Source organism: Nocardioides terrigena, from assembly GCF_003047265.1.
Lineage (GTDB): Bacteria > Actinomycetota > Actinomycetes > Propionibacteriales > Nocardioidaceae > Nocardioides > Nocardioides terrigena.
This window is the reverse complement of record NZ_PZYY01000003.1, coordinates 167,205-192,941: the sequence shown is the minus strand read 5'-3', so window position 1 is coordinate 192,941 and position 25,737 is coordinate 167,205. Positions and strand designations below refer to the sequence as shown.

General features: G+C 71.1%; 26 protein-coding genes. 21 read left to right on the top strand and 5 right to left on the bottom strand.

Annotated features, from left to right (window positions below):
• Positions 1 to 625 precede the first annotated feature (625 nt).
• A complete protein-coding gene (locus DAE25_RS23085; RefSeq protein ID WP_159083631.1) occupies positions 626 to 841 on the top strand; it encodes a hypothetical protein in 216 nt (71 codons plus the stop codon).
• Positions 842 to 2,596: 1,755 nt separating this feature from the next.
• A complete protein-coding gene (locus DAE25_RS07650) occupies positions 2,597 to 3,055 on the top strand; it encodes a response regulator (RefSeq protein WP_107765624.1) in 459 nt (152 codons plus the stop codon).
• Positions 3,056 to 3,458: 403 nt separating this feature from the next.
• Here the strand turns inward: DAE25_RS07650 and DAE25_RS07645 are convergent, their stop codons facing one another.
• Complete coding sequence (locus DAE25_RS07645) at positions 3,459 to 4,757, bottom strand: tyrosine-type recombinase/integrase (protein WP_107765623.1); 1,299 nt, start codon at positions 4,755 to 4,757, stop codon at positions 3,459 to 3,461.
• Complete coding sequence (locus DAE25_RS07640; RefSeq protein WP_107765622.1) at positions 4,754 to 4,987, bottom strand: helix-turn-helix domain-containing protein; 234 nt, start codon at positions 4,985 to 4,987, stop codon at positions 4,754 to 4,756. Before DAE25_RS07640 ends, DAE25_RS07645 begins: the two co-directional genes overlap by 4 nt.
• A gap of 210 nt (positions 4,988 to 5,197) precedes the next feature.
• On the opposite strand from DAE25_RS07640, the gene DAE25_RS07635 reads away from it, so the two are divergent.
• Positions 5,198 to 5,854 carry an HAD family hydrolase gene (locus tag DAE25_RS07635; protein WP_234410914.1) on the top strand — a complete coding sequence of 219 codons (657 nt, stop codon included), beginning with the start codon at positions 5,198 to 5,200 and terminating at the stop codon, positions 5,852 to 5,854.
• Here the strand turns inward: DAE25_RS07635 and DAE25_RS07630 are convergent.
• Positions 5,841 to 6,746 carry a RecB family exonuclease gene (locus DAE25_RS07630; protein WP_107765621.1) on the bottom strand — a complete coding sequence of 302 codons (906 nt, stop codon included), beginning with the start codon at positions 6,744 to 6,746 and terminating at the stop codon, positions 5,841 to 5,843. The two genes, DAE25_RS07635 and DAE25_RS07630, sit on opposite strands and share 14 nt — an antisense overlap.
• A 55-nt stretch (positions 6,747 to 6,801) precedes the next feature.
• Between DAE25_RS07630 and DAE25_RS07625 the strand changes: the two genes are divergently transcribed.
• The 7 genes from DAE25_RS07625 (at position 6,802) to DAE25_RS07595 (ending at position 14,243) form a co-directional block, all read left to right on the top strand.
• Positions 6,802 to 7,965 (top strand): site-2 protease family protein, encoded by a 1,164-nt coding sequence (locus tag DAE25_RS07625; protein WP_107765620.1) that lies wholly within the window; start codon positions 6,802 to 6,804, stop codon positions 7,963 to 7,965.
• Between the two features lie 296 nt (positions 7,966 to 8,261).
• Positions 8,262 to 9,731, top strand: coding sequence for an HNH endonuclease signature motif containing protein (locus DAE25_RS07620; protein ID WP_107765619.1), 1,470 nt, complete (start codon positions 8,262 to 8,264; stop codon positions 9,729 to 9,731).
• A gap of 293 nt (positions 9,732 to 10,024) precedes the next feature.
• Positions 10,025 to 10,354, top strand: coding sequence for a hypothetical protein (locus DAE25_RS07615; protein WP_107765618.1), 330 nt, complete (start codon positions 10,025 to 10,027; stop codon positions 10,352 to 10,354).
• A gap of 109 nt (positions 10,355 to 10,463) precedes the next feature.
• Positions 10,464 to 11,462: a tRNA (adenine-N1)-methyltransferase gene (locus tag DAE25_RS07610; protein WP_107765617.1), complete on the top strand. Its 999-nt coding sequence runs from the start codon at positions 10,464 to 10,466 to the stop codon at positions 11,460 to 11,462.
• A complete protein-coding gene (locus DAE25_RS07605) occupies positions 11,459 to 12,007 on the top strand; it encodes a GrpB family protein (protein ID WP_107765616.1) in 549 nt (182 codons plus the stop codon). The genes DAE25_RS07610 and DAE25_RS07605 overlap by 4 nt, the downstream gene beginning before the upstream one ends.
• A 137-nt stretch (positions 12,008 to 12,144) precedes the next feature.
• Positions 12,145 to 13,899 carry a proteasome ATPase gene (gene arc, locus DAE25_RS07600; RefSeq protein ID WP_107765615.1) on the top strand — a complete coding sequence of 585 codons (1,755 nt, stop codon included), beginning with the start codon at positions 12,145 to 12,147 and terminating at the stop codon, positions 13,897 to 13,899.
• Entirely contained in the window at positions 13,896 to 14,243 is a 348-nt protein-coding gene (locus tag DAE25_RS07595; protein ID WP_107765614.1) for a hypothetical protein, read from the top strand. The genes arc and DAE25_RS07595 overlap by 4 nt, the downstream gene beginning before the upstream one ends.
• A gap of 203 nt (positions 14,244 to 14,446) precedes the next feature.
• Here DAE25_RS07595 and DAE25_RS07590 read toward each other — a convergent pair whose 3' ends face one another.
• Positions 14,447 to 15,082, bottom strand: a complete 636-nt coding sequence (locus DAE25_RS07590) for a class I SAM-dependent methyltransferase (protein ID WP_107765613.1) — start codon at positions 15,080 to 15,082, stop codon at positions 14,447 to 14,449.
• 38 nt (positions 15,083 to 15,120) lie between these two features.
• Here DAE25_RS07590 and dop point away from each other — a divergent pair, with 38 nt between their 5' ends.
• A complete protein-coding gene (dop, locus tag DAE25_RS07585; RefSeq protein ID WP_107765612.1) occupies positions 15,121 to 16,632 on the top strand; it encodes a depupylase/deamidase Dop in 1,512 nt (503 codons plus the stop codon).
• A gap of 30 nt (positions 16,633 to 16,662) precedes the next feature.
• Here dop and DAE25_RS07580 read toward each other — a convergent pair whose 3' ends face one another.
• A complete protein-coding gene (locus DAE25_RS07580; protein ID WP_234410913.1) occupies positions 16,663 to 17,373 on the bottom strand; it encodes a transporter substrate-binding domain-containing protein in 711 nt (236 codons plus the stop codon).
• A gap of 58 nt (positions 17,374 to 17,431) precedes the next feature.
• Between DAE25_RS07580 and DAE25_RS07575 the strand changes: the two genes are divergently transcribed.
• The 10 genes from DAE25_RS07575 to DAE25_RS07530 all read left to right on the top strand — a co-directional run bounded on the left by DAE25_RS07575 (position 17,432) and on the right by DAE25_RS07530 (position 25,711).
• The gene (locus DAE25_RS07575) at positions 17,432 to 17,629 is read left to right on the top strand and encodes a ubiquitin-like protein Pup (RefSeq protein ID WP_056889116.1); all 198 of its coding nucleotides are present in this window, start codon (positions 17,432 to 17,434) and stop codon (positions 17,627 to 17,629) included.
• A 23-nt stretch (positions 17,630 to 17,652) separates the two neighbouring features.
• Positions 17,653 to 18,453, top strand: coding sequence for a proteasome subunit beta (gene prcB, locus DAE25_RS07570; protein WP_107765905.1), 801 nt, complete (start codon positions 17,653 to 17,655; stop codon positions 18,451 to 18,453).
• Positions 18,454 to 18,467: 14 nt separating this feature from the next.
• Positions 18,468 to 19,511 carry a proteasome subunit alpha gene (prcA, locus tag DAE25_RS07565; RefSeq protein ID WP_107765610.1) on the top strand — a complete coding sequence of 348 codons (1,044 nt, stop codon included), beginning with the start codon at positions 18,468 to 18,470 and terminating at the stop codon, positions 19,509 to 19,511.
• Positions 19,512 to 19,591: 80 nt separating this feature from the next.
• Positions 19,592 to 20,953, top strand: coding sequence for a Pup--protein ligase (gene pafA, locus DAE25_RS07560; protein ID WP_107765904.1), 1,362 nt, complete (start codon positions 19,592 to 19,594; stop codon positions 20,951 to 20,953).
• Between the two features lie 170 nt (positions 20,954 to 21,123).
• Positions 21,124 to 22,077: an FKBP-type peptidyl-prolyl cis-trans isomerase gene (locus DAE25_RS07555; protein WP_107765609.1), complete on the top strand. Its 954-nt coding sequence runs from the start codon at positions 21,124 to 21,126 to the stop codon at positions 22,075 to 22,077.
• A 21-nt stretch (positions 22,078 to 22,098) separates the two neighbouring features.
• Positions 22,099 to 23,088, top strand: coding sequence for a helix-turn-helix transcriptional regulator (locus DAE25_RS07550; RefSeq protein ID WP_107765608.1), 990 nt, complete (start codon positions 22,099 to 22,101; stop codon positions 23,086 to 23,088).
• Positions 23,085 to 24,077, top strand: coding sequence for a helix-turn-helix transcriptional regulator (locus DAE25_RS24105; RefSeq protein ID WP_107765607.1), 993 nt, complete (start codon positions 23,085 to 23,087; stop codon positions 24,075 to 24,077). Before DAE25_RS07550 ends, DAE25_RS24105 begins: the two co-directional genes overlap by 4 nt.
• Before the next feature lie 36 nt (positions 24,078 to 24,113).
• Entirely contained in the window at positions 24,114 to 24,416 is a 303-nt protein-coding gene (gene tatA, locus DAE25_RS07540) for a twin-arginine translocase TatA/TatE family subunit (RefSeq protein ID WP_107765606.1), read from the top strand.
• A gap of 22 nt (positions 24,417 to 24,438) precedes the next feature.
• Positions 24,439 to 25,275: a twin-arginine translocase subunit TatC gene (gene tatC / locus DAE25_RS07535; RefSeq protein WP_234410912.1), complete on the top strand. Its 837-nt coding sequence runs from the start codon at positions 24,439 to 24,441 to the stop codon at positions 25,273 to 25,275.
• 19 nt (positions 25,276 to 25,294) lie between these two features.
• Positions 25,295 to 25,711: a hypothetical protein gene (locus DAE25_RS07530; protein ID WP_107765605.1), complete on the top strand. Its 417-nt coding sequence runs from the start codon at positions 25,295 to 25,297 to the stop codon at positions 25,709 to 25,711.
• The last annotated feature ends 26 nt before the right edge of the window (positions 25,712 to 25,737 follow it).

Below are 25,737 nucleotides of genomic sequence, written 5' to 3'. Positions count from 1 at the left end.
CGGGTCTTTCGGTGCCATTGAGCTGTTGCTGCGAGCACGAGAATCTGTATCCCGGCAGAGGACCTTCCGAGCGACACTGGGCCCGGCCGCCCGGGCGGGCGGGTCTGGTGAGGGGGTTGAGCGGCATGGACGAGCCCTCACTTCGGGTGTCGTCTACGATCGGCGCGCCGGTCCATCGCGTCAACATTCCCCCGTGTGTGCCGCGGCGGGCCGGTCTTTACTCCGATCGTCATCGTGCATTTGGGCGGTGAACGATCGGGGGAGTTACCCCGTAGCGGGCCTAGCCATCCTGCGAGGGAGAGCCCTACGGTCGAACTGACGCCCGACGCTGCGTGACGCTCACGTCTTCGGCCTCGCGGCAGGCGCCAGGCAGCCGCCCACGTCGCTCCCCCCGTGCGTGGGCGGTTTTGCGTTCGATGTCGCAATGGTTGCGTCTCCCCCGATCGGCCAGACCGGCGTCGGTGCGCTGCCCTCACAGGTGGATCACCTCTGTGGGTGGTACCGACGCGCACAGTCCCGCCTAGCATCGGGCTCGTGGTTCGCGGTCGGGGGAACGTTCCGACCATCATCCGACCGCCCGCCGGACACGCTCCGGCGGGCGGTCGAGTGGCCTAGCATCCGGGCTGTGCCCTCCCACGTCTACCCGCCAGGCGAGCGGCCCGAGGTCGCGGTACTTGTCGATCACGTCTGGCACTCCGGCGCGCTGTGCATGTGGTCCCAGCGCGACGACGGCACCTGGTGGGTGAACGTAAACTGGAGCCGCGACGGCATGCGCCACGTCGGCAGTTTCCCAGCCGACCGGGTGCGCCTCGACAAGTCCGAGTGGCGCCCGGACTGGTGACAACCGTCACCAACTCTGGTCACCTTCGCTGTTCACCCCCGCTGCGACTGGCCCTCGGCCTAATCTTTGTGTCGCCTCCTGGGAGGGAGTCTGCCCTGCCTCACTGCGGGCGGATCACTGCTGGCGAGTGTGAGTGGCTCCGGCCCGACCCACACCCCGGCCACGCACGTGAGCATCGTCTGCCGGCGTCGTCGGAGCCCACCCCATGGGGCTCCGACGACGCCGCACCCCGTATACGCGGGGAAGTCGGGGGTACGTCAGGTGTGCACCCACAACGGGGGTGGCTCTAGGGCCACTACCAGGGGGTGTGTGCCTTGAGCCATCAGGGTGCGATTGACGCGGCGCCCCGTCTCACGGTCTCTTCCGTGACAGGACGGGGCGTCGCCCAGTGCGAAGCGCGCGCGGTCTGATGTCGGGATAGCTACCCCTCGTCGTCGTCCTGGTCGTCGTCCCACCACTCGCGGTCGCGTTCCTCGAGGACATCCTGAAGGTCACGCCACGCTTCGTAGTCCTCTGCAGGCTCCGGTGCAGGCTGGGTCACCCAACCATGGTGCTCCGGACCGGTCCGCAGACGCAACGGGGACCGACACCCATGGCCGGATGACCCGCTCGGTCAGCCATTGGGCAAAGCGGCCCCCGGCCGATTGGGTGCTGCTTCTCGACGATGTAGTTCCGGGCTGCGGTCCACCCTTGACCGCACGCCACGCGATCGCTGCGTCGCGCAGCATCCCAGCGCCCGTGCCACCGGCCATGCTGGGTGCCGTGCGCTACGGCTCGGGTGGCCGATCATGGCCGCGTCGTAGACCCGTCGAGGGTGTGTGTGCTTCGCCGAGCGGCCGGGCTGGCTGTGCACGACCGGGCGAAACGGCCACGGTCGGCTGCGCCGGGACTCGCAAGACCAACGACTTGCTTCGGCGGCGATCTGAACGGGTCATGCCGACTCGGGACTCTCCGAGCCGGCGCGGAGCACGGTGGCCTGGCGCTGGCGGCAACGACTTCCGAGGAGGGTTCGAGCTGGGTGCCTACACCGAGCCACGACGAACCTGCCGGCGCGCTGACGAACCCAGGCACGAGTGATCCATCTAGCGTCGTCCGCGACCACGTGCCCAGGCGCTCGCGAGCCCGTGGAGGTGGTCCCCCGAGGGCGAGGGGCGGAGGAGACGTGCCCGCGCCGCAGGGTCGGCGCATCTGCGGGATCCCACCCAGGTGCCATTCGCCCCTACATGACGGCGCACTAGCGGTGCCACGATTCCTGGATGGTGTGGTTTCTGCGAGCAATTGAGCTTGCCGACGGACGGTGGGCCTGTCGCCGGGGCGGGCACGAGTACGACGCTCACGAGTCCCTGGAACAGTCACTGGGACACCTCAGGTTGATCTCCGGCGAGCTCGGCAGCACGAAGTTGTTCGCACACCACCTTGACGGTCGCGTGACGCCTCATGGAGGACGGCCCGCGTCTCCCTCGGAATGGGACGCAACCGAGTTCGCCGACCGCCGAGGGGGCTGACAGCGTCGCAGAGGCCAAGACGCGCACGATCAGGCGCGGCAGCCCGGACGCGGGGTTCCTTCGCCGCTCGGAGGCCGCGCATCCCGTCGTCGGCATTCGCTTATGCGATGCGTCTCGCGCCGCCAGCCGACGGGTCGGCGCGCTGGGTGTGATCGTGACCTCTAACCCCAAGGATCCTCAAGGTCGATGCTGGACGATCCGTCTTACGAGGTCGGAATCGTGAGAGGAGATCGACATTCTCATCACGGTCATGCTCGTCGATGACAACCGCGTCATGCTCGACGCGCTGACCTACGTGGTTGGTCAGGAATCCGGTCTCCAGCTCGTCGCCACGGCCGCCGACGCAGAGGAGGCGGTCACAGCGGGTCGGCGTACGCAACCCCAGGTGGTCGTCATGGACATCAGGCTGCCGGGACGCGACGGCATCGACGCCACCCGCGAGCTGTGCCGCGAGCTGCCCGACGTCCGTGTCGTCATCCTGAGCGTCACCTGCACCCGCAGGCTCATTCGGGAGGCGTTCGGAGCCGGAGCCTGCGGATACCTCGTGAAAGACGGGTCGCACAGGCAGCTCGTCGACGCGATCCATTTCGCCGCCGACGGCGGCTGCCCCCTCACGCACGCCGCTCGCAGACTGCTCGAGGTACGACGCGGCCCCGGCCTCCCACCCGGACAACCGAGCGACGGCCGGCGCCTCGAAACGCTGCGTTGACAAGACCTCCACTCGGCCCGCGCTCTAACCGGGCTCCGCTGTGCCGCCGCTGCGACAGTGTCAGCAAACGTCACCCTCGCCTGGTGTGGCCGACCGCGGGTTCACGCCCCTGCGGCACTCACCCGACGGTCGGCCCCCGTGGCCGCGGTGGTCCCCCGACCCCGCGACCCCGGAGAGCGACTCTAGGCGCCAATGAGGACGACATGCCCCATCTTGTCGGTGTCCGAGACGCGCTCGCTGGTGGCGAACGGCGTGTGTGTGGCACAAAGCCCACCAGTGACCGAAGCGCTGTTCTGCACGCCTTCAGGCAAGGGGCGTGGCTGTCCGATTCGGAAGGCGTTGACGTGGTTCAACCCGGTGGCGCATTGCGTCACCCGCGCAGTTCTGGTTCACCGCACGGGCCTCAGTGCGCCTCACGACCGGTTCCGATGCCTCCGCCGAGGAGCTCGTCGAGAGCCGCCGCCGCGCGGGTCTGGGCGTCGTGGAGCAGGTGGGCGTAGGTGTTGAGCGTGACCTGGGCGCTGGCGTGCCCGAGGCGTTCCTGGACGACCTTGACCGACTGCCCGGCCTCGAAGAGCAGGGAGGCGTGGGTGTGGCGCAGCTGGTGCACGGTGAGGGCGGGCAGGTCGTGGTCGGGGTGCGCGTGGCGGTAGTGCTGTTGGACGCGTTGGAACGCGGCGAGCAGGCCGGACTGGGTGGCCGCGCGGCCGGGCAACGGGGGGAAGACGGGGTCGCTGGAGCGCAACCCGCGGAGCGCGGTGACGTTGTCTCGTTCCCCGGTCAGGGCGGCATGCAGGTCTCGGCGCCACTCCTGCAGCAGCGTGACGCAGGTGGTGTCGATGGTGACGGTGCGCGGCCGACCGCCCTTGACCGCGCCGATCGCGTACCGGTCCCCGGCGGGCCGGGTCTCGTCGTAGTGCAGGGCACGCTCGATGCGCAGCTCCTGCTTGACGAGGTCGACGTCACCCCAGCGGAGCCCCAACAGCTCGCCCGAGCGCAGTCCGGTGCGGGCGAGCAGCACCCAGGCCATCGCCCAGGGTTCGTCCTCGGTCAGGGCCCAGTCGCAGAACCGGGTGAGCTGCTCGACGTTCCAGATCGCAAACGGCTTCACCCGCTTGGCGCTCTCGCCCTTGGGGCGGCCGGCGTGCTTGGAGTTGGCGGGGTTCTTGACGATCAGTCCCTCGTCGAGCGCTGCCAGGAAGATCGTGTTGACCCAGTTCGCGTACCTCGCCACGGTGGAGGTGGCCAGCCCCGGGTGTGGACGCTTGGGTGACGGCGGCTGCCGGAGCCCCCGTTCGAGCCCCCGGTAGGCCGCGGCCAGGTCGGTGGCCCGGACGTCCGTGAGCGGGACCGAGCCGATGTAGGGGTCCATCGCCTTCAGCACCCGTTGGATGTACATCCGCGTGCCGTTGCCGCAGGCGTGACCGTCGAGCCACCGTTGCCCGTAGCCGCGGAAGGTGTCCCGGCCGACGGACTGCGGGATCCGGCGGAGCAGGTCGGCGCGCAGCAGGGTGAGGCCGGTCTCGGCCTCGTCGTGGCTGGTGAACCCGCCGCGGGACAGGGCCCGGGTGCCTTCCTCGGGCCGGCCGGGGTCGAGGGGCACGCGGATCTCGAAGCGCCAGCGGCGCCCGGCCTTCGTCCGGTAGGACGTGATGGACCCGGTGCCGCGCCCGCGGGCGGTGGAGGCCCGGCGTGCGGTCACGTCGAGGTCTCCTCATCGACGCCGAGGGCGCGCAAAAGGGGGCGCCGGGGGATCAGGACGCGGCGACCGACGTGGACGGCGGGGATGGTGCCGTCCTCGATGGCGTGGTCGACGGTGCGGGGGTCGAGGGAGAGGAGCGCGGCGACCTCGGCCCGGTTGAGGACCTCGCGGTCGCTGCTGCGCAGCTCGGCCCAGGTGGTGATCGGCACGGCGATGGTGTGGTTGCTCATGACGTGTACAAGCGCCACGGTCCGCGCGGGATCGGTCGCGAGGCGTCCGGATGCGGCCAGGCCGGGGCGGGGTCGCCGCCACGATGTTCTATGCCGGAGGGTCCCGTTCTAGGGTGGTTCGTCGCATGGAACGTCGCATGAAGCGCTTCGGAGGGCATTCTGAGTACCGTCAATTCTGATGTTTCCGCAGGTCAGCGCCCGGATGGGGGAGTGCGCCCGCCGGCGGCCGTCCTGTGGGACATGGACGGCACCCTCGTCGACACCGAGCCGTACTGGATCGAGACCGAGTACGCGATGGCCGCGAAGTACGGCGGCAGCTGGTCGGACGAGCACGCCCTCAACCTCGTCGGCAACGCGCTGCTCGAGTCCGGGGTCTACATCCGCGAGCACATGGGCATCGACCGCACCCCCGAGCAGATCGTCGACGAGCTGCTCGACGGCGTCGTCGAGCGGGTCCGACGTGAGGTGCCGTGGCGCCCCGGCGGTCGCGAGCTGCTGGCCGACCTGCGGGCCAACGACGTCCCCTGTGCCCTCGTGACGATGTCGTGGATGCGCTTCGTGGAGCCGATCCTGGAGCACCTGCCGGAGGGCACCTTCGGCACCGTCGTCACCGGCGACCGCGTGGAGTTCGGCAAGCCGCACCCCGAGCCCTACCTCAAGGCGGCTGCGGACCTCGGTGTGGAGGCCGGTGACTGCCTGGCCATCGAGGACTCCAACACGGGGGCGAAGTCCGCCGAGGCGGCCGGCTGCGTGGTGCTGTGCGTGCCCAACCACGTCCCGATCCTCGACGGGCGGCGTCGGGTCTTCGCGGGCACGCTCGCGGGCCTGACCACCGAGGACCTGGCGGGCTTCGTCAGCGGGCGGTGACGCCCTCGTCGGTGTCGACGTCCCCGGAGGGGTCCGGGACCGGCACCCGCTCGGGCAGCGGCGGTGGCGTGCCGCCGTACGACGGGCAGAACGGCTTGTAGCTGCACCAGTCGCACAGCCGCGACGGGCTGGGCTGCCAGTCGCCGGTCTCCTCGCACTCGCGGATGGCGCGCCAGACCGCCTCGACCTTGCGCTCGGTGGCGAGCAGGTCGGCCTCGTCGGGCTCGTAGCGCAGGATCTCGCCGTTGCCGAGGTAGACCAGCTGCAGCACGCTCGGCAGCACGCCGCGGGTGCGCCAGACGACCAGGGCGTAGAACTTCATCTGGAACAGCGCCTTGGCCTCGAAGCCCGGCCCAGGGCTTCGTCCCGTTTTGTAGTCCACCACTCTGACCCGGCCGTCAGGGGCCACGTCGAGGCGGTCGACGAAGCCACGCAGCAGGAGCTTGCTGTCGAGCACCGTCTCGACGTACAGCTCGCGCTCGGCCGGCTCGAGGCGGCGCGGGTCCTCGAGGGTGAAGTAGCGGTCGAGGACCTCACGGCACGAGGTCAGCCACGAGGCGACGTCGGGCCCCTCGTCACCGAACATCTCCGCGACCTCGGGGGCGGCCTCCAGGACTGCCTCCCAGGACGGGACGAGCATGTCGGCCGCGACGTCGGGCGTGCGGTCCGTCGCGGGCAGGTCGAAGAGGTCCTCCAGGACCTTGTGCACCACGGTGCCCCGGACGGCGTCGGGCGAGGGCTGCTCGGGGAGCTTGTCGATGGTGCGGAACCGATACATCAGCGGGCAGGTCATGAAGTCGCCCGCCCGGCTCGGGGAGAGCGCGCCCAGCACGTCGACGCCGTCGACCGGGGTGGAGACCCGGTCGGCGGGGGAGGGGGCAGTCGAGCTCATGCGCCGCACCCTAGGTGACCCCACCGACACCACGGCCCGCGGCTAGGCTCGTGGGGTGACCGAGACTCCTCCGCCGGCGGATCGACAACATGCCGATCGGCAGCGCCCTGCCGGCACGTTCCGCGTCGGCTCGGTCTCCGGCATCGACGTGCTCGTCACCAGCTCGTGGTTCCTCGTGGCCGCGCTCATCGCCTTCGCCATCGCGCCGCGCATCGAGCAGGTGGAGCCGGGGCTCGGCGTCTTCAAGTACGTCGCGGGGCTCGTCTTCGCCGTCATGCTCTACCTCGCCGTGCTGCTGCACGAGGCGTCGCACGCCCTCATGGCGCAGCGCTTCGGGTACGTCGTCAACTCGATCACCCTGCACTTCCTCGGCGGCATGACCGAGATCGACGGGGCCGCGCGCAAGCCCCGGCAGGAGTTCTGGATCGCCGTCGTCGGCCCGCTGACCTCGATCGCCGTGGGCCTCGTCGCTGCCGCTGCGTGGTTCGTGGTACCGGAGGGGCTCATCCGGGTGACCATCGAGGGTCTCGCCGGCGCCAACCTCCTGATCGGGGTCCTCAACCTCGTCCCCGGCCTGCCGCTCGACGGTGGCCGGGTGCTCAAGTCCCTCGTCTGGGGCGTCTCCGGCAACGAGCACCGCGGCACGCTGGTCGCCGGCTGGGGAGGGCGGCTCACCGCGCTCGCCGTGCTCGCCTGGCCGCTGGTCCAGCGCGAGGTCTTCGACGTCGAGCCGACCCTCTTCGACTACGCCCTCGTCTTCGTGCTCGCGGTCTTCCTGTGGACCGGCGCGACCGCGGCCATGTCCCAGGCGCGGCTGCGCCGACGCCTCCCGCACCTGGTCGCGCGCCCGCTCGCGCGTCGTACGCTCGCGGTCCCGGAGGACCTGCCGCTGGCCGAAGCCGTACGCCGCGCGCAGGAGGCCGGCGCCGGGAGCATCGTCACGACCACCAGTGCCGGTCGCGCCACCGGCATCGTCAACGAGGCGGCCGTGCTGGCCACCCCCGCCGACCGGCGCCCCTGGATGGCCGTCTCGGCCGTCGCCCGCACCCTCGAGGACGGGCTCTCGCTGCCCGCCACGATCGAGGGGGAGGAGCTGATCCTCGCGATCAGCCGACGCCCTGCCGACGAGTACCTCCTGCTCGAGGAGGACGGCCAGATCTGTGGCGTGCTCGTCACCGCCGACGTCGACAAGGCGTTTCGCGAGGCCCCGCGCCGCTGACCCGTCGCCGGACCTCTCGGTGGTTGAGGTGCGAGCGCAGAACGTGCTCTCGGACCCACGCCACCCGCCGCGCCGGGACCGTGCTGTCGGTGGTTGAGGTGCGAGCGCAGCGAGCCTCGAAACCCGGCCACCCACCGCCCCGGGACCGTGCTGTCGGTGGTTGAGGTGCGAGCGCAGCGAGCCTCGAAACCGCGCCGCCCGCCGGTCCGAAAAGTCGTCGAAAGTCGTGTCCACCATCTGGTCAGGAAGGGGTTCGACGGCCTCTGAATGTCGGTGGTCCCTGATTGGCTGGAGCCATGACCTCGACCACCGCACCCGCTCTCCCGGACACCCCGGCCGAGCTGTTGCGTGCGGTGAAGGACTCGCGTGATCGGGCCGCAGCGGAGGACGTCGAGATGATGCGCCTGGCGGTGCACTGGGCCGACCTGCACATCGCGGACCCCGAGTTCGCCGAGGCCTGCTTCACCTCGCCGAAGACGTTCGCCGGCGAGGGGTCCCCGTCCATTGATGAGTTCTGTGTGCCGGAGTTCGCGACCATGCTGGGTCGGACCAACGACAGTGCGGGCCGGTTCCTGACCGACTGTGTCGAGGTCGCCTACCGCCTCCCCAGGCTCTGGGGTGCGGTCCTGTCCGGGCTGGTCGCGGGATGGCGGGCGCGGATCATCGCGCAGACCACCCTCGCGCTGACGTTGGAGGCGGCGACCCACGTGGATGAGCAGGTCTTCTGGTGTGCCTCGCGGCTGACGCCGTCGCAGCTGCGCCGGGTGGTCGACGAGGCCAGGGTGCGGTTCATGCCCGACGCGGTGCAGAAGTCCCTGGACGACTCGGCGGACAAGCGGCACGTCACGTTCGACACCGAGCAGGCGTCGTTCGACGGGACGATGCACCTCGAGGCCGACCTGGAGATCCCCGACGCCCTCGCACTCGCCGAAGCCGTGAAGCGCGGAGCCGAGCACCTCGCGAAGCTCGGGTCCACCGACACCGTCGACGGACGCCGGGCCACCGCGCTCGGTGATCTCGCCCGGCACCAGTTCACCATCGGCTTCGACGACCCGGATGAGGCCGAGGACAACGCTGCGGGGGGTGAGGTGCGACCGCAGCGGCCGGTGAAGCCCGTGACGCAGATCCACCTCTACGCCCATCTCTCAGCGGACCCGATCACCCACGTCGACCACCCGGACGCGCCGGACGAGGCGCTGTGCGGGCGGATCGAGCAGGGCGGCCAGCGGTTGCTGTCCGTGGACCAGATCCAGGCCTGGTGCGGCCGCGCCGACGTGCAGGTGGTCGTCACCAAGGTCATCGACCTCCGCGAACGCCTCGAATGCACGGGTTACCGGCCAACCCCGGAGATGCGGGAGCACGTGATCGTCCGCGACGGCACGTGTGTCTTCCCGTGGTGTGGTCGCAACGCCAGGCTCTGCGACCTCGACCACGTGATCCCCTACGACCACGACCACCCCGAGGACGGCGGGCCGACGGCGACCGACAACCTCGCGCCGCTCTGCAGGCGCCACCATAGGCTCAAGACACGGGGCCGATGGCGGTACGAGATGACCGAACCCGGGGTCTTCGTCTGGACCAGCCCGCTCGGCCACACCTACCTCCGCGACCACACCGGCAGCCAACCCATCGGCCGCGCCTGGCCTGAGCCTGAGATCCCGTCCCCTCGCAAGGGCACCGACGCACCGGACCGGTACGACGCGCCGCCCAAACCCACGGGCTCGGATCCGGACGACCTGCCGGACCCACACCCGCCCGACCTCTGACCACCACGCCCCGGACCCCGCCAACGCAGCATCGGCGGGGCCACAGGCGCGTGCAAGGGCCACGTGACGCCGCGTTCGATGCAATCGAGTCAGCCCGTCGAGGTCTCGACGCTCCGGGCGGTCGCTGTGACCTCGAGGTCGACCCACGGCTCGGGCGGGCGGGTGACGGCGGGATGGATGGTCAACCACCGTTCTCGCGAGCGCACGCGCTGAGGTGATCCGGTGGCGGGGGAGTGGTCGGGGCAGCGACGCGGGTCCATGCTGGCGTGATGACAGGGGCGAGGGTTGCGGTCGTGGGTGGGCTGCTCGTGGTCCTCCTGGCCTTCTCCGTCGGCACCGAGCACCAGAGATCGACGCAGGTCATGGGTCGGACCCACCGCTGCGGCGCCGCGATCTCGGCGTCGTGGCTCGTGTCCGGTACGCCCGACACGGCAAGCAACGCGACACGCGCTGCGGACGCTCAACCGGGCGAAGCAGCGGCGTGCGGCCGCGTCATCCGGCAGTCCCGGGTGGTGCTGCTGACCACGATGGGCATCGGCGGGCTGATGGCGCTGGCCGGGTGGACGAGGATCCTGGCGCGTCGCGAGGTCGAGCCGCCGGAGTCGGCGCCCGTCCACGCGTAGCACCGGCGAGCCGAGGCGCGCCGCTGACCCCGGCCCCGGTCGACCCACCTACGACCCGGCGTACGCGTCATTTCCGCGACCACGGGCACCCAGCACTAGGGTTCCGCGCATGCCCGAGACGACCCCCGCCGTACCCTCCCCAGACGTCCCGCGGGAGGCGTGGTCCGGTGTCCACCGCGGCCCGCTGCGGGCCGGCGAGTGGGTGCGCCTGACGGACCAGAAGGGCCGCCGCCACAACTTCGAGCTGACGCCGGGCAAGCGCTTCTTCTCCAACCGCGGGCACCTCGAGCACGACGAGCTCATCGGCCGCGACGAGGGCTTCACGGTCGTGTCGTCGGCCGGCGGGCAGTACCTCGTCTTCCGCCCGCTGCTCAGCGAGTTCGTGGTGTCCATGCCCCGGGGCGCGGCGGTCGTCTACCCGAAGGACGCGGCCCAGATCATCGCGCTGGCCGACATCTTTCCCGGCGCCCGCGTCGTCGAGGCCGGCGCCGGGTCCGGCGCCCTGACCTGCTCGCTGCTGCGGGCCGTCGGCCCGTGGGGCCGGGTGACGTCCTTCGAGCTCCGCGAGGAGTTCGCCGAGGTCGCCAAGCGCAACGTCGACCAGTTCTTCTCCGCCCCCGAGGGCGAGACGCACCCGGCCTGGGACCTGCGGCTGGGCGACCTGAAGGAGGGGCTGCCCCAGATCGAGGGCCAGGTCGACCGCGTCATCCTCGACATGCTCGATCCGTGGAGCTGCGTGGACGCCGTCGCCGACGCGCTGGTCCCCGGCGGCATCGTCTGTGCGTACGTCGCCACGACGACCCAGCTCTCCCGCGTCGTCGAGACGCTCCGCGTCCACGGCGGCTTCACCGAGCCGCAGCCGTGGGAGTCGCTGGTCCGGGACTGGCACGTGGAGGGCCTCGCGGTCCGTCCGGGCCACAAGATGATCGGTCACACCGCCTTCCTCGTCACCGCCCGCCGGATGGCGCCGGGGGAGAAGCCCATGCGCAAGACCCGCCGTCCCGCGCCCGGCGCCTACGGCCCGGACTACACGGGTCCGCGTCCCGCCGACCTCCCCCCGCTCCCGGAGGCCGACGCCACCAACGCCGTCACCACCGACGAGGCGTGAGCCTCGAGGTCGTCGACTGGTCCCCGGACTGGGCGGTCCGCTTCGAGGAGGTCGCCGAGGTGCTGCGCCGGGCGGTCGCCGACATCCCCGGCGCCCGGGTCGAGCACGTCGGCTCGACGTCCGTGCCCGGTCTCGCGGCCAAGCCGATCCTCGACATCGACGTGATCGTCGACCGCGAGCACGTCCCTGACGCGGTCGGTGCGCTCGAGCGCGTCGGCTACGTCCACCGCGGCGACCTCGGCGTCACCGACCGGGAGGCCTTCCACGCCCCGGACACCGCACCGCGTCGTCACGTCTACGTGTGCGCCTCCGGCACCATCAACGTCCGTAACCACCTCGCCGTCCGCGACGTGCTGCGACATGACGAGGACCTCCGGACGGCGTACGGCGACGTCAAGCGCGCCCTGGCCGACGACCCGGCCATGGACATGGACGTCTACCTCGCCGGCAAGTCGGCCGTGGTCCAGGAGGTGTTGCGCGCGTCGGGGGAGTTCACCGACGACGAGCTGCTCGCGATCCACCGCCTCAACGACCCGTCGGCCTGAGGAGTCGCCGGCGGCGGCACCGCCGGTGGAGCCGGCCGAGTCCGGATCGCGACGAAATAGTGATCAACACTGGCGGTTATCCACTTCCGTCCCATCAGGAGATGGGTAGTGTCCGAAGGACCAAGGAGGTGACGCACATGTCCGAATCGACATCCACGCCCGCCGGAGCGGGGCGCACGCCCGACGAGCTCGTGCAGCAGGTGCGCTTCCTCGAGGCCGAGGTGGGTGACCTCCGTCGCCGCCTCACCGACATGCCCGGCCAGTCCCGGGGCCTCGAGCTGCGACTCGCCGACACCCAGCGGTCGCTGGCCGCCGTGACCAGCCAGAACGAGCGGCTCGCCCAGACGCTGCGCGAGGCGCGCGACCAGATCATGAAGCTCAAGGAGGAGGTCGACCGGCTGGCGCAGCCGCCCGCCGGCTTCGGCACCTTCCTGGCCCGCAACGAGGACGACTCCGTCGACGTGTTCACCGGCGGTCGCAAGCTCCGGGTCAACGTGAGCCCCGCCGTGGACCTCGACGAGCTCGTCAAGGGCCAGGAGGTCATGCTCAACGAGGCCCTCAACGTGGTGGCGGCGCTCGGCTTCGAGAAGGTCGGCGAGGTCGTCATGTTCAAGGAGCTTCTCGAGGACGGTGAGCGCGGCCTGGTGATCGCCAACGCCGACGAGGAGCGCGTCGTACGCCTGGCCAAGCCCCTCTTCGACGAGCCGCTGCGCGCCGGCGACTCGTTGCTGCTCGACGCCCGCGCCGGCTACGCCTACGAGCGGGTCCCCAAGTCCGAGGTCGAGGAGCTGGTGCTCGAGGAGGTCCCCGACATCGACTACTCGCAGATCGGTGGCCTGATCTCCCAGATCGACGCCATCCGCGACGCCGTCGAGCTGCCCTACCTGCACCCCGAGCTCTTCAAGGACCACCAGCTCAAGCCCCCGAAGGGCGTCCTCCTCTACGGTCCGCCCGGCTGCGGCAAGACGCTGATCGCCAAGGCGGTCGCCAACTCGCTCGCCAAGAAGGTCGCCGCCAGGACGGGCCAGGAGGGGAAGTCCTACTTCCTCAACATCAAGGGCCCCGAGCTCCTCAACAAGTACGTCGGCGAGACCGAGCGCCACATCCGGCTCGTCTTCCAGCGGGCCCGCGAGAAGGCGTCGATGGGCACCCCGGTGATCGTGTTCTTCGACGAGATGGACTCGCTGTTCCGCACCCGCGGGTCGGGTGTCTCCTCGGACGTGGAGAACACCATCGTCCCGCAGCTGCTCAGCGAGATCGACGGCGTCGAGCTCCTGGAGAACGTCCTGGTCATCGGCGCCTCCAACCGCGAGGACATGATCGACCCGGCCATCCTGCGACCCGGCCGCCTCGACGTGAAGATCAAGATCGAGCGCCCGGACGCGGAGTCGGCGCGCGACATCTTCTCCAAGTACCTCGTCGCGTCCCTGCCGCTGCACGCCGACGACGTGGCGGAGTTCGGCGGCGACCGCGACGCGACCGTGGCCGGCATGATCCGGGCCACCGTCGAGCGGATGTACACCGAGTCCGAGGAGAACCGCTTCCTCGAGGTCACCTACGCCAACGGCGACAAGGAGGTCCTCTACTTCAAGGACTTCAACTCCGGCGCCATGATCCAGAACATCGTCGACCGGGCCAAGAAGATGGCCATCAAGGACTTCCTCGAGCACGACCAGCGCGGCCTGCGGGTGCAGCACATGCTCCAGGCGTGCGTCGACGAGTTCAAGGAGAACGAGGACCTGCCCAACACCACCAACCCCGACGACTGGGCGCGCATCTCCGGCAAGAAGGGCGAGCGGATCGTCTTCATCCGCACGCTCATCACCGGCAAGCAGGGCACCGAGCCCGGCCGCTCCATCGACACCGTCGCCAACACCGGTCAGTACCTGTGACCCCAGCCGACGACGAGCTGGGGCACGGCGACATCGAGGCTGCGCTGGCGACCCGTCGCGAGCTCGGGGCGCGGTACGACGCGGAGCTGGTCGACGGGTTCGCCGAGCGCATCGAGCGGGCCGTCGAGCAGCGGGTGGCCGAGCAGGTCTCGCTGCAGCAGCGCCGGTCCGCCGCGGTGGCCGGCGCCGGTGCGCGCCAGCTCGCGCTGGGGATCATCTCGCTGGTCGCCTTCATCCCGATCAGCATCGCGCTGGGCGTCAACGACGCGTTCCTGCCGCTGCTGGTGACGCTGCTCGGCATCGTCGGCGTCAACCTCGCGCACGCCTGGCAGAGCCGGGGCTGACCCCGCCGGAAGCGGCTCGCGGGGTCGCCCGCGGGGGTGAGCCTCCGGCCCACTCCGGGGGGCTACAGTGACCGCTCCGGGACCCCCCGGAAGGCAAGATTCCTCGTCCCCCGGGAGTGCATCGTGCGCACCATCGTCATCATCGCCATCGTCGTCGTCGTGGTCCTGGCTCTCATGAGCTTCCTCCGCAGCCGCCGCTGACGTCACACCGAGGTCGCGACGCCCAGGGACAGATGGGTCCAGGGGCGTCCGACCGCCGGCCCGGGCAGGTACTCCTGCTCGAGCCACCCCGTCTCCCCGTCCGGTCTCCACCCCGCCCGGGCGAGCATGGCGGGCACGTCCCGCGTGAGGTGACAGCCGCCGGCCACCCGGCGCTGCACCGGCTCGAGCCGCCGCTGCCAGCGACTCACACCCGGCTCGGGTGCCAGTCCGTGCTCCACGAAGTGGAGCCGACCACCGGGCCGCACCACGCGGCGTACCTCCCGCAGCGCGAGCTCCGGGTCTTCGATCGTGCAGAGGCTGAAGGTCACCAGCGCGGCGTCGTGCGACGCATCGGTCTCGGCCAGGTGCTGACCGTCCAGGCCCGAGCGGGCCACCGGTACGCCGCTGCGCCCGCGCCGCTCCTCCGACAGCCGCCAGGCCACGTCGGAGGGCTCGACGGCGCTCACCCCGGTCACCTCCGGCGGGTAGAACCGGGTGTTGAGCCCGGAGCCGAAGCCGATCTCCAGGACCTGGCCCTGCAGCCCGGCACAGACGCGCTCACGGAGCACGCCGACCTCGCGACTGCGCAGCGACGCGTCCACCAGGTGCGGCACGACCCGGTCGTTCCAGATGCCCATCCCGCTCACTCCTCGCCCCGGCCTCGTAGGCTCGCCCCATGAGCGTACGGCGGATCATGGGCACCGAGGTCGAGTACGGCATCTCGGTGCAGGGCCAACCCGCCGCGAACCCGATGGTCGCGTCCTCCCAGGTGGTCAACGCCTACGCGACGTCGACCATCAAGGCGCGCCGGGCCCGGTGGGACTTCGAGGAGGAGTCGCCGCTGCGCGACGCGCGTGGCTTCGACATGTCGCGCCAGGTGGCGGACCCGAGCCAGCTCACCGACGAGGACCTGGGCCTCGCCAACATCATCCTCACCAACGGGGCCCGGTTGTACGTCGACCACGCGCACCCGGAGTTCTCCACCCCGGAGGTCACCACGCCGCTGGACATCGTGCGGTGGGACAAGGCGGGGGAGCAGGTCATGCTCGACGCCTCCCGGGCGGCAGGCCAGGTCCCGGGGGCGACGCCGATCGTGCTCTACAAGAACAACACCGACAACAAGGGTGCGTCGTACGGCGCCCACGAGAACTACCTGATGCGGCGCTCGACGCCGTTCGCGGACATCGTGCGGCACCTGACCCCGTTCTTCGTGTCCCGGCAGGTGGTCGTCGGAGCGGGCCGGGTCGGCATCGGCCAGGACGGTCGCGAGCACGGCTTCCAGATCAGCCAGCGCGCCGACTACTTCGAGGTCGAGGTGGGCCTCGAGACCACCCTCAAGCGGCCGATCATCAACACCCGCGACGAGCCGCACGCCGACCCGGAGAAGTACCGCCGGCTGCACGTGATCCTCGGTGACGCCAACCTCGCGGAGGTGTCGACCTACCTCAAGGTCGGCACCACAGCGCTCGTGCTCGCCATGATCGAGGACGGCTACATCACCCGCGACCTCGGCGTGGACCAGCCCGTCGCCTCGCTGCGCGCGGTCTCCCACGACCCGACCCTCCAGCACCTCCTCACGCTGCGTGACGGGCGCACCCTCACCGCGGTGCAGCTGCAGCTGGAGTACCTCGACCTGGCTCGCAAGTTCGTCGACGACCGGCTCGGCAACGACGTCGACGACCAGACGCGCGACGTCCTCGCCCGCTGGGAGTCGGTGCTGACCCGGCTCGAGCAGGACCCGATGCTGTGCGCCGGCGAGCTGGACTGGGTGGCCAAGCTCAAGCTGCTCCAGCAGTACCGCGACCGCGACGGCCTCGACTGGGACGACGCCAAGCTGCACCTCATCGACCTGCAGTACTCCGACATCCGACCCGAGAAGGGTCTCTACGCCAAGCTCGTCGCCGCGGGCCGCATCGAGCGGCTCCTCGACGACCGGTCGGTCGAGCGGGCCATGCACGAGCCCCCGGAGGACACCCGCGCCTACTTCCGCGGCCGCTGCCTCGAGAAGTACGCCGACAACGTCGCGGCCGCGTCGTGGGACTCGGTGATCTTCGACCTCCCCGGGCGCGAGTCGCTCCAGCGCGTCCCCACCATCGACCCGATGCGCGGCACCAAGGCGCACGTCGGCGACCTCCTCGACCGCTGCGACACCGCCCTCGAGCTCTTCTCCGCCCTCACCGCCCGCTGAGGCACACCACCGCGGGCGGACCGCCGCCGGTCACCCAGCGGCGAGGGCCGGGTCCTGGCCGGCGTCGGTGAGGGCGGCGGCCACCCAGCCGCCGGCGACCAGCTCGTCGACGAGGGAGCGCAGCCACGTGACCGCGGTGTCCGAGCGGTCCTGCGGGACCGCGACGGCCTGTCGGATCTGCATGAAGGCCGGCTCGAGGATGCGGTGGCCCGGGTGCGCCGCGACCCAGGCGGTCATCGGCTGGCGGATGCCGGCACCCACGTCGAGGCCCCGGTCGACGAAGGTGTCGATGCCCTCCGCCCCGCGCTCCAGCGAGGACTGCTCGAGGGCGCGGGACAGGTGCAGGTCGTACGCCGACCCCTCCTTGACGCCGATCCGCACGCCGTCCGCGTCGACCGCGGTCGTCCCGGCCAGCGGCGAGCCGGCCGCGACGACGTACACGCCCTCGATCAGGACGTAGGGCGACGTGAACTGCAGCGGACGTCCCGGGTCAATCGCGAGGAAGCCGATGTCGGCGCGTCCCTCCGCCACCGCGGCCACCGAGTCCCGGGCCGCGCCGTAGCACTGGAGCTCGGCGGTGACGCCGAGCCGGGCAGCGACCTCACGGGCCAGCGCGACGGTGATGCCCGACGGGTCGTCGGGGGTGCCCGAGGCGAGCACCGGGTTGCCGAGGTTGATGGAGGCGCGCAGTGCGCCGGTGGGGGCGAGATCTGTCCGGAGTGCGGGATCGACGGTGTCCACGACGCCGAGCCTAGGACGTGCCCGTGCGCGGCTTCGTTTTGTGGATAGGGTCGGAGACATGGCCCAGGAGCAGAAGCAACCGAGGAAGTCCTCCCAGGAGGAGACGACGACCGAGGAGGTCGTCGAGACCGACGTCGCCGAGCGCAAGGAGGTGATCGACGACGACGTCGACGCCATCCTCGACGAGATCGACGACGTCCTCGAGACCAACGCCGAGGACTTCGTGAAGTCGTTCATCCAGAAGGGCGGACAGTGAGCGACCGCCTGCCCGCGTCCTTCATGTCGCCCGGGACGTCGAGCTTCGCCGACTTCCTGGGTGACCACCAGCCCGACCTCCTGCCGGGCCGTCGCGCCGTGCCCGCGGGCAACGCCGGCGAGCTGGCGCCGCACGGCACGACCATCGTCGCCGCCACCTTCCCCGGGGGCGTCGTCATGGCCGGAGACCGCCGCGCCACGATGGGCAACATCATCGCCCAGCGCGACATCGAGAAGGTCTTCCCCGCCGACGAGTACTCCGTCGTCGGCATCGCCGGCACCGCCGGCCTCGCGGTGGAGATGGTGCGGCTCTTCCAGACCGAGCTCGAGCACTACGAGAAGATCGAGGGCACCACGCTCTCCATGGACGGCAAGTCCAACCGCCTCGCGACGCTGATCAGGGCCAACCTCGGCCTCGCGATGCAGGGCCTCGCCGTCGTCCCGCTCTTCGCGGGCTACGACCTCACCACCGACCAGGGGCGGATCTTCAGCTACGACGTCACCGGCGGTCGCTACGAGGAGACCGCGTTCCACTCGGTCGGCTCCGGGTCCCTCTTCGCCCGCGGTGCGCTCAAGAAGATCTACCGCGAGGACCTCGACGCCGAGGGATGCGTCACCGCCGCCATCCAGGCGCTGTACGACGCCGCGGACGACGACTCCGCGACCGGCGGCCCCGACCTGGCCCGCCGGATCTTCCCTGTCGTCCACGTGATCACCGCCGACGGCGGGCGCCGTGTCCCCGACGACGAGGTGGCGGCCATCGCCGACCGGATCATCGCCGCCCGCATGCAGCGGCCCGACGGCCCTGCCGCGGCCCTGACCTGAGCTGAGGAGCCCAGATGAGCACCCCCTTCTACGTCTCCCCGGAACAGCTCATGAAGGACCGGGCGGACTTCGCGCGCAAGGGCATCGCGCGCGGCCGCTCGGTCGTCGTGATCCAGTACGCCGACGGCATCCTGTTCGTCTCGGAGAACCCGTCCCAGGCGCTGCACAAGGTCTCCGAGATCTACGACCGGATCGCGTTCGCCGCGGTCGGTCGCTACAACGAGTTCGAGAACCTGCGCATCGCCGGCGTGCGGCTCGCCGACATGCGCGGCTACGCCTACGACCGTCGCGACGTCACCGGCCGCGGGCTGGCCAACGCCTACGCGCAGACGCTCGGCAGCATCTTCTCCTCGGGCGGCGAGAAGCCCTACGAGGTCGAGATCTTCGTCGCCGAGGTGGGCGAGCGGCCCGCCGACGACCAGGTCTACCGCCTGACGTACGACGGCCAGGTGGCCGACGAGCACGGGTTCGCCGTGATGGGTGGTGCCGCCGACGTGGTGGCCGGCCACCTCAAGGAGCACTACGTGGAGGGTGCGTCCCTCCAGGGCGCGGTCCGCCTCGCGGTGGCCGCGCTCGGGCACAGCGAGAGCGACGACCGGGTGATCCCGACCCGCGACCTCGAGGTCGCGATCCTCGAGCGCACCCGGCCCCAGCCCCGCAAGTTCGTCCGGCTGCGCGAGTCGCGTCTCGTCGAGCTGCTGGGGGAGCGGGGGGCCGAGCAGGGCGACGCCCCGCAGGCCGACGACACCGCGGGCGCTACGCCGCCCACCGCGCCGGCGGTCGACGACCCGGCCGACCCGACCGACCAGGTCAGCGGGGGCACGCCTCCTCTCGAGCACCCGGTGACGGGCGAGCCCACGCAGCCCCCCGTCGCCCCACCGGTGGCTCCGCCGACCGCCCCGCCCGTGGCCCCGCCGCCGACGCCGAGGCCGGAGCCGACCGACCCGGCGCATCCCGGCGAGCCGCGGCCGCCCGCTCCGCAGCCGCCCGCACCCGACCCGTCGCAACCCCCCGCGCCCGGCACCCCGCCGGCGGACCCGGGCGACCCGCTGCCCTGACGACGCTCCCGGCGGGGGCTTTCTGCGTGTCATCCGTCAGGACGCCCCGCAGGCGTGGTCCCGCCGCCTAGGGTGTGGGCATGGACCGGCGCATCTTCGGCATCGAGAACGAGTACGGCGTCACGTGCACGTTCAAGGGCCAGCGCCGGCTGAGTCCCGACGAGGTGGCGCGCTACCTCTTCCGCAAGGTCGTCAGCTGGGGCCGGTCGTCCAACGTCTTCCTGCGCAACGGTGCCCGTCTCTACCTCGACGTGGGCAGCCACCCGGAGTACGCCACCCCCGAGTGCGACGACATCGCCGAGCTGGTCACCCACGACAAGGCCGGCGAGCGGATCCTCGAGGGCCTGCTCCTCGACGCCGAGCAGCGCCTGCACGACGAGGGCATCGCCGGCGACATCTATCTCTTCAAGAACAACACCGACTCCGCCGGCAACTCCTACGGCTGCCACGAGAACTACCTCGTCGGCCGCGCCGGTGAGTTCAGCAAGCTCGCGGACGTCCTGATCCCGTTCCTCGTGACCCGGCAGATCATCGTCGGGGCCGGCAAGGTCACCCAGACCCCGCGCGGGGCGTCGTACAGCGTCTCGCAGCGTGCCGAGCACATCTGGGAGGGCGTCTCCAGCGCCACCACGCGCAGCCGTCCCATCATCAACACGCGCGACGAGCCGCACGCCGACGCGGAGAAGTACCGCCGGCTGCACGTCATCGTCGGCGACTCCAACATGAGCGAGACGACGACGATGCTCAAGGTCGCCTCGTGCGACCTCGTGCTGCGGATGATCGAGGAGGGCGTGGTGATGCGCGACCTCACGATGGAGAACCCCATCCGTGCGATCCGCGAGATCTCCCACGACGTCACCGGCCGCCGCAAGGTCCGCCTCGCCAACGGGCGCGAGGCCAGCGCCCTGGAGATCCAGGCCGAGTACCTCGGCAAGGCCCGCGACTTCGTCGACCGCCGCCAGATCAGCACGCCGCTCATCGAGCAGGCCCTCGACCTGTGGGAGCGCGGCCTCAAGGCCATCGAGTCCGACGACCTGGGCCTCGTCGACCGCGAGATCGACTGGGTCATCAAGTGGAAGCTCATCGACCGCTACCGCGCCAAGCACGGCCTGCCGCTGGGTCACGCACGCGTCGCCCAGCTCGACCTCGCCTACCACGACATCCACCGCGGACGCGGGCTCTACTACCTGCTCGAGAAGCGCGGGGCCGTCGCCCGGGTGACCAGCGACCTCAAGATCTTCGAGGCCAAGAGCGTCCCCCCGCAGGACACCCGCGCCCGGCTGCGGGGCGAGTTCATCCGCAAGGCCCAGGAGCGCCGACGCGACTTCACCGTCGACTGGGTGCACCTCAAGCTCAACGACCAGGCTCAGCGCACGGTCCTGTGCAAGGACCCGTTCAAGGCGTACGACGAGCGCGTGCAGCGCCTCATCGACGGCATGTGACCCGCCCGGACCGGTCGCCCGTGCGAGTCACAGGGGTCCCGGCCCTGCCTCAGGACCGTCTCAGCGTCGCCGGATAGGGTGACCGCGCCGTCCAGACGGACCATCGACCAGCTCGACCACCGCTCGACCACCGCAGCCATCGCTCAGCCATTCGAAAGGGTGACCCGCACGTGTCTCGCCCCCGCTCCACCGCCCGTCGTACCCGCCTCGCCGCCGTGAGCGGCGTCCTCCTCCTCTCCTCGGTCGGCCTGGCCGCCTGCGGTGAGGACGACGCAGCCTCGAGCGGCGCCGGCCTCGACGCGATCACCGTGGAGGGCGACGCGGGCAAGGAGCCGAAGGTCACCTTCGACGAGCAGGTCGCCCCCGTGGAGATCGAGTCGGAGGTCCTCATCGAGGGCGACGGCGAGGAGCTGGCCGCGGGCGACAACGCCTTCGCGCACATCTGGATGGGCAACGGCTTCACCGAGGAGAAGGCGTTCAGCACCTACGACGCCAAGTCCCCCGAGCTGCTCACCTACGCCGACCTCGGCGCCCCGTTCCAGGAGGCCATCGAGGGCCACACCGTCGGGTCGCGCGTCGCGGTCGCCGCCAGCGCCGAGGACACCTACGGCGAGGCCGGCAACCCGCAGCTCGGCATCGGCAACCAGGACGGCCTCGTGATCATCGTCGACCTGCTCGGCAAGGTGGCCACCGAGCCGAGCGGTGAGGAGCGCGAGCCCGCCAAGTGGGCGCCCACGCTCGTCGAGGAGGGCGACACCATCACCGGGCTCGACTTCACCGACGCCAACAAGCCCAGCAAGAACCTCCTCGACACGACCCTCATCAAGGGTGAGGGCCCGGTCGTCGAGAAGGGCCAGACCATCGCCGTGGACTACCTCGGCCAGGTCTACGACGCCAAGAAGCCCTTCGACGAGTCCTACTCCAAGGAGCCCACGTCGTTCCCGATCGGCACGGGCGCGGTCGTCGCGGGCTGGGACCAGGCGCTGGTCGGCCAGACCGTCGGCTCCCGCGTGATCCTGTCGATCCCGCCGGAGCTCGGCTACGGCGAGGCCGGCAACGAGCAGGCCGGCATCAAGGGCACCGACACGCTCTTCTTCGTCGTCGACATCCTCGGCGCGGCCTGATCCGAGCGGCAGACTGACCCGGTGGCGAGCGACAAGGCGGAGCGGCTGCTCAACCTCTACATCATGCTGCTCGCCCAGACCCGGTTCGTGTCCAAGCAGGACATCCGGCGCGCCCATTACGCGGAGTACCCCGACAACGCCAAGGGCGACGAGGCGTTCGAGAAGGCCTTCGAGCGCGACAAGGACGACCTGCGCGAGCTCGGGGTCGTGATCGAGGTCGGCTCGCTGGACGCCTTCTTCGACGACGAGCCCGGCTACCGCATCTCCACCGACACCTCGGCGCTGCCGGAGATCCGCTTCGAGGCCGACGAGGCCGCGGTGCTCGGGATCGCGGCCCGCGCGTGGGAGCAGGCCACCCTCGCGCGTCGTACGACCGAGGCGATGCGCAAGCTCACCGCCCAGGGCGTCGAGGTCGACGCGGCCCGGCTGGACCTGGTCCCGCCGAGCCTGCGCGCCGAGGAGCCGGCCTTCGACGCCTTCTGGGACGCCACCCAGAAGCGCCGGGTGGTCACGTTCGACTACAGGAGGCCGGGGGAGCAGCCCCGCAAGCGCCGCCTGCAGCCCTGGGGCGTCGTCCGCAGCTCCGGCCGGTGGTACGTCGTGGGGCACGACGTCGACCGCGACGCCGAGCGCGTCTTCCGGCTCTCCCGCGTGCAGGGCAAGGTCAGCGGCATCGGCAAGGCCGGGGCGTACGACGTCCCGCCCGGCACCGACGTCGCCGCCATCGCCGCCAACCTGGCGCGCCGCACGCCCGACGTCGAGGCCACGGTGCTGGTGCGCCAGCGGGCCGGCGTCGGGCTCCGTCGCCGCGCGACCAGTGTCGAGGAGGACGTCCCCGGACCGGACCGGGAGAGCGGCTGGGACCGGGTCGTCCTCACCGGTCCCGGCTCCGACCTGGCCGCCGAGGTGCTGACCTACGGGCCCTCCGTCGTCGTCGAGGCCCCCGACGAGCTGCGCGCCGACGTGCTGGCGCGGCTCCGCGGCATCCTCGAGCAGGAGGGATCCCGATGAGCCCGGCCAAGCCCGTCGTGCACGCCGCCCGCGAGCAGGTCGCCCGGCTCCTCGCCCTCGTGCCCTACCTCCACTCCCGCGGCGAGGTGCGGCTCGCCGACGCCGCCGCGGCCCTGGGGGTCGACCCCGACCAGCTGGACAAGGACCTGCGGGTCCTCTTCATGTGCGGCCTGCCCGGTGGCTACCCCGACGACCTCATCAACGTCGACCTCGACGCGCTCGAGGGCGATCGCATCATCCGGGTCGCCAACGCCGACTACCTCGCCCGCCCGGTCAGCTTCGCGCCGTCCGAGGCGGCGGCCCTGGTGGTGGCCCTCCAAGCCCTGGCCCAGAGCGCCGCACCCGAGACGCAGGACGTCGTACGCCGCACGCTGGCCAAGTTCGAGGCGGCCGGGCAGACCGCGGCGGCCGAGCGGGTCCACGTGGAGGCGACGCCCGAGCCGGGCAGCGAGCTCGTCCCGGTCCTCCAGGGCGCCATCGACCGGGGCCACCAGCTGGAGCTGGAGTACCACGTGGCCAGCCGCGACGAGCACTCCACGCGCGTCGTCGAGCCCCGCGCGGTCACCCGCGTCGGGGACGCGACCTACCTCGACGCGTGGTGCCACACCGCCGGCGGTGACCGGGTGTTCCGGCTCGACCGGATCCTGCGGGCCACCGAGCTCGACACGCCGGTCTCCGAGCAGGCCGGTGACGCCCGCGACCTCGGCTCCGGATGGTTCGCGGGGGAGGAGGCGGCCACCACGGTGACCGTCCGACTCGCCCCGCCGGCCCACTGGGTGACCGAGTACTACCCGGTGACCGACACGCGGCCCGGGCCGCGCGGCAGCCTCGACGTCGACCTCGAGGTGGCCAGCGAGGCGTGGCTGCGCCAGCTCCTCTTCCGCGTGGCGCCGCACGCCGCCGTCGTCGCACCCCAGGAGTTCGCCGACTCGTTCCGGGCCGGTGCCCAGGCGGCGGTCAGGCTCTACACCGAACCCGGCGTACGATGAAATGACCCCGCACGATCCCCGACATTGGAGAGTCTCATGATCCACACCCTGATCGGCATGCCCCAGGGCGCGGAGTGGCTGATCATCCTCGCCATCGTGGTCCTCGTCTTCGGCGCGGCCAAGCTTCCCGAGCTCGCGCGTGGCACCGGCCAGGCACTGCGCATCTTCAAGACCGAGACCAAGGGCCTGCGCGACGACGATGACGACGACACCACGCCGCCCAAGGCCGCGACCGAGCTGCCGCCGCCCACCCACACCGACACGACCCGCCCGGACGTGACGCGCACCGGCACCAACGACCTGCCGCCCGAGCCCCGCTCCGACAAGCACACCGGCTGACGGCCGCACCCGACGACCTTTCGTGAAGCTCCTCGCCCCGCTGCGCCTCTTCTCCGCGCGCCCGGCCCATCCCGTCGGTCCCGACGGCCGCATGGCCCTCTCGGACCACCTGCGCGAGCTGCGCGCGCGCGTGCTGCGCGTCGCCCTCGTGACGATCGTCGCGCTCGGCGTCGCCCTGTACTTCTTCGACTTCCTCTACGAGCTCGTCTACGGGCCGTACCAGGACGCCGCGGAGCAGCTGGCCGAGGGCACGACCTTCGCCACCACCAGCGGCGCCGCCGGTGGTCTCATGCTCTACCTCAAGCTCAGCGGCTTCGCGGCGCTCGTGGTGACGGCGCCCTACTGGCTCTACCAGATCTGGGCCTTCATCCTGCCGGGCCTGCACGCCCACGAGCGCAAGTGGTCGCGCATCTTCGTGATGGTCGCCGGGCCGTTGTTCCTCGCCGGCGTGCTGCTCGGCTACCTCACCCTGCCCAAGGGCCTCGAGGTGCTCATCGGCCTCAACCCCGAGGGCGTCACCAACCTCGTGGACTTCAACGAGTACCTCCAGTTCTTCACCCGCACCCTGCTGGTCTTCGGGATCGCCTTCGAGATCCCGGTCTTCGTGGTGATGCTCAACCTCGCGGGCGTCGTGTCGGGCAAGAGCCTGGGCGCGCACCGGCCGTGGATCATCGTCGGCATCTTCATCTTCGCCGCGGTCGCGACCCCGTCGGCGGACCCGTTCACCATGACCTTCATGGCCGTCCCGATGGTGATCCTGTTCCTCATCTCCGAGGTCATCGCCCGGGCCCACGACCGGCGCAAGGCGGCCCGCAGCGCCAACGCCGGCCTCAGCCCCGATGAGCTCTCGCCCATCTGAGGTCTGACAGGCTGGGCGCATGCACGTGCAGCCGCTGGTCGACATCGACCCGTTCGACCTGCCCGACTGGCTGGGCACCGCCCAGGTGGTCTGGCACGCCGACGGCGGGCTGCGCGACGGGCACCTGGTGGCGGGACGGCTCACGAGCGGTGGCCACGACGACCTGGTGTGCGACCTGCTCGGGGTCGACGACGCCTACCCCGTGCCGGTCACCGACGACGCCTCCCGGCTGCGCGCCCACCAGGCCTGGCGCCACGGCCAGGTGTTGCTCGGGCAGTACGACGGGCGGATGACGCTCGCGGTCCCCGGCACCCGCTTCGACGCCGGGCTCGTCCTCGACGCCCTGGGCCGGCTGGCGAAGGCCGTGGGTGCCTCGCCCGACCACTACGCGGCGCTGCTGCGGATCGGCCAGGACAAGTCACGCGGGTCCCGGTGAGGCACTGCCCGTGAGCGGGCCTTCCC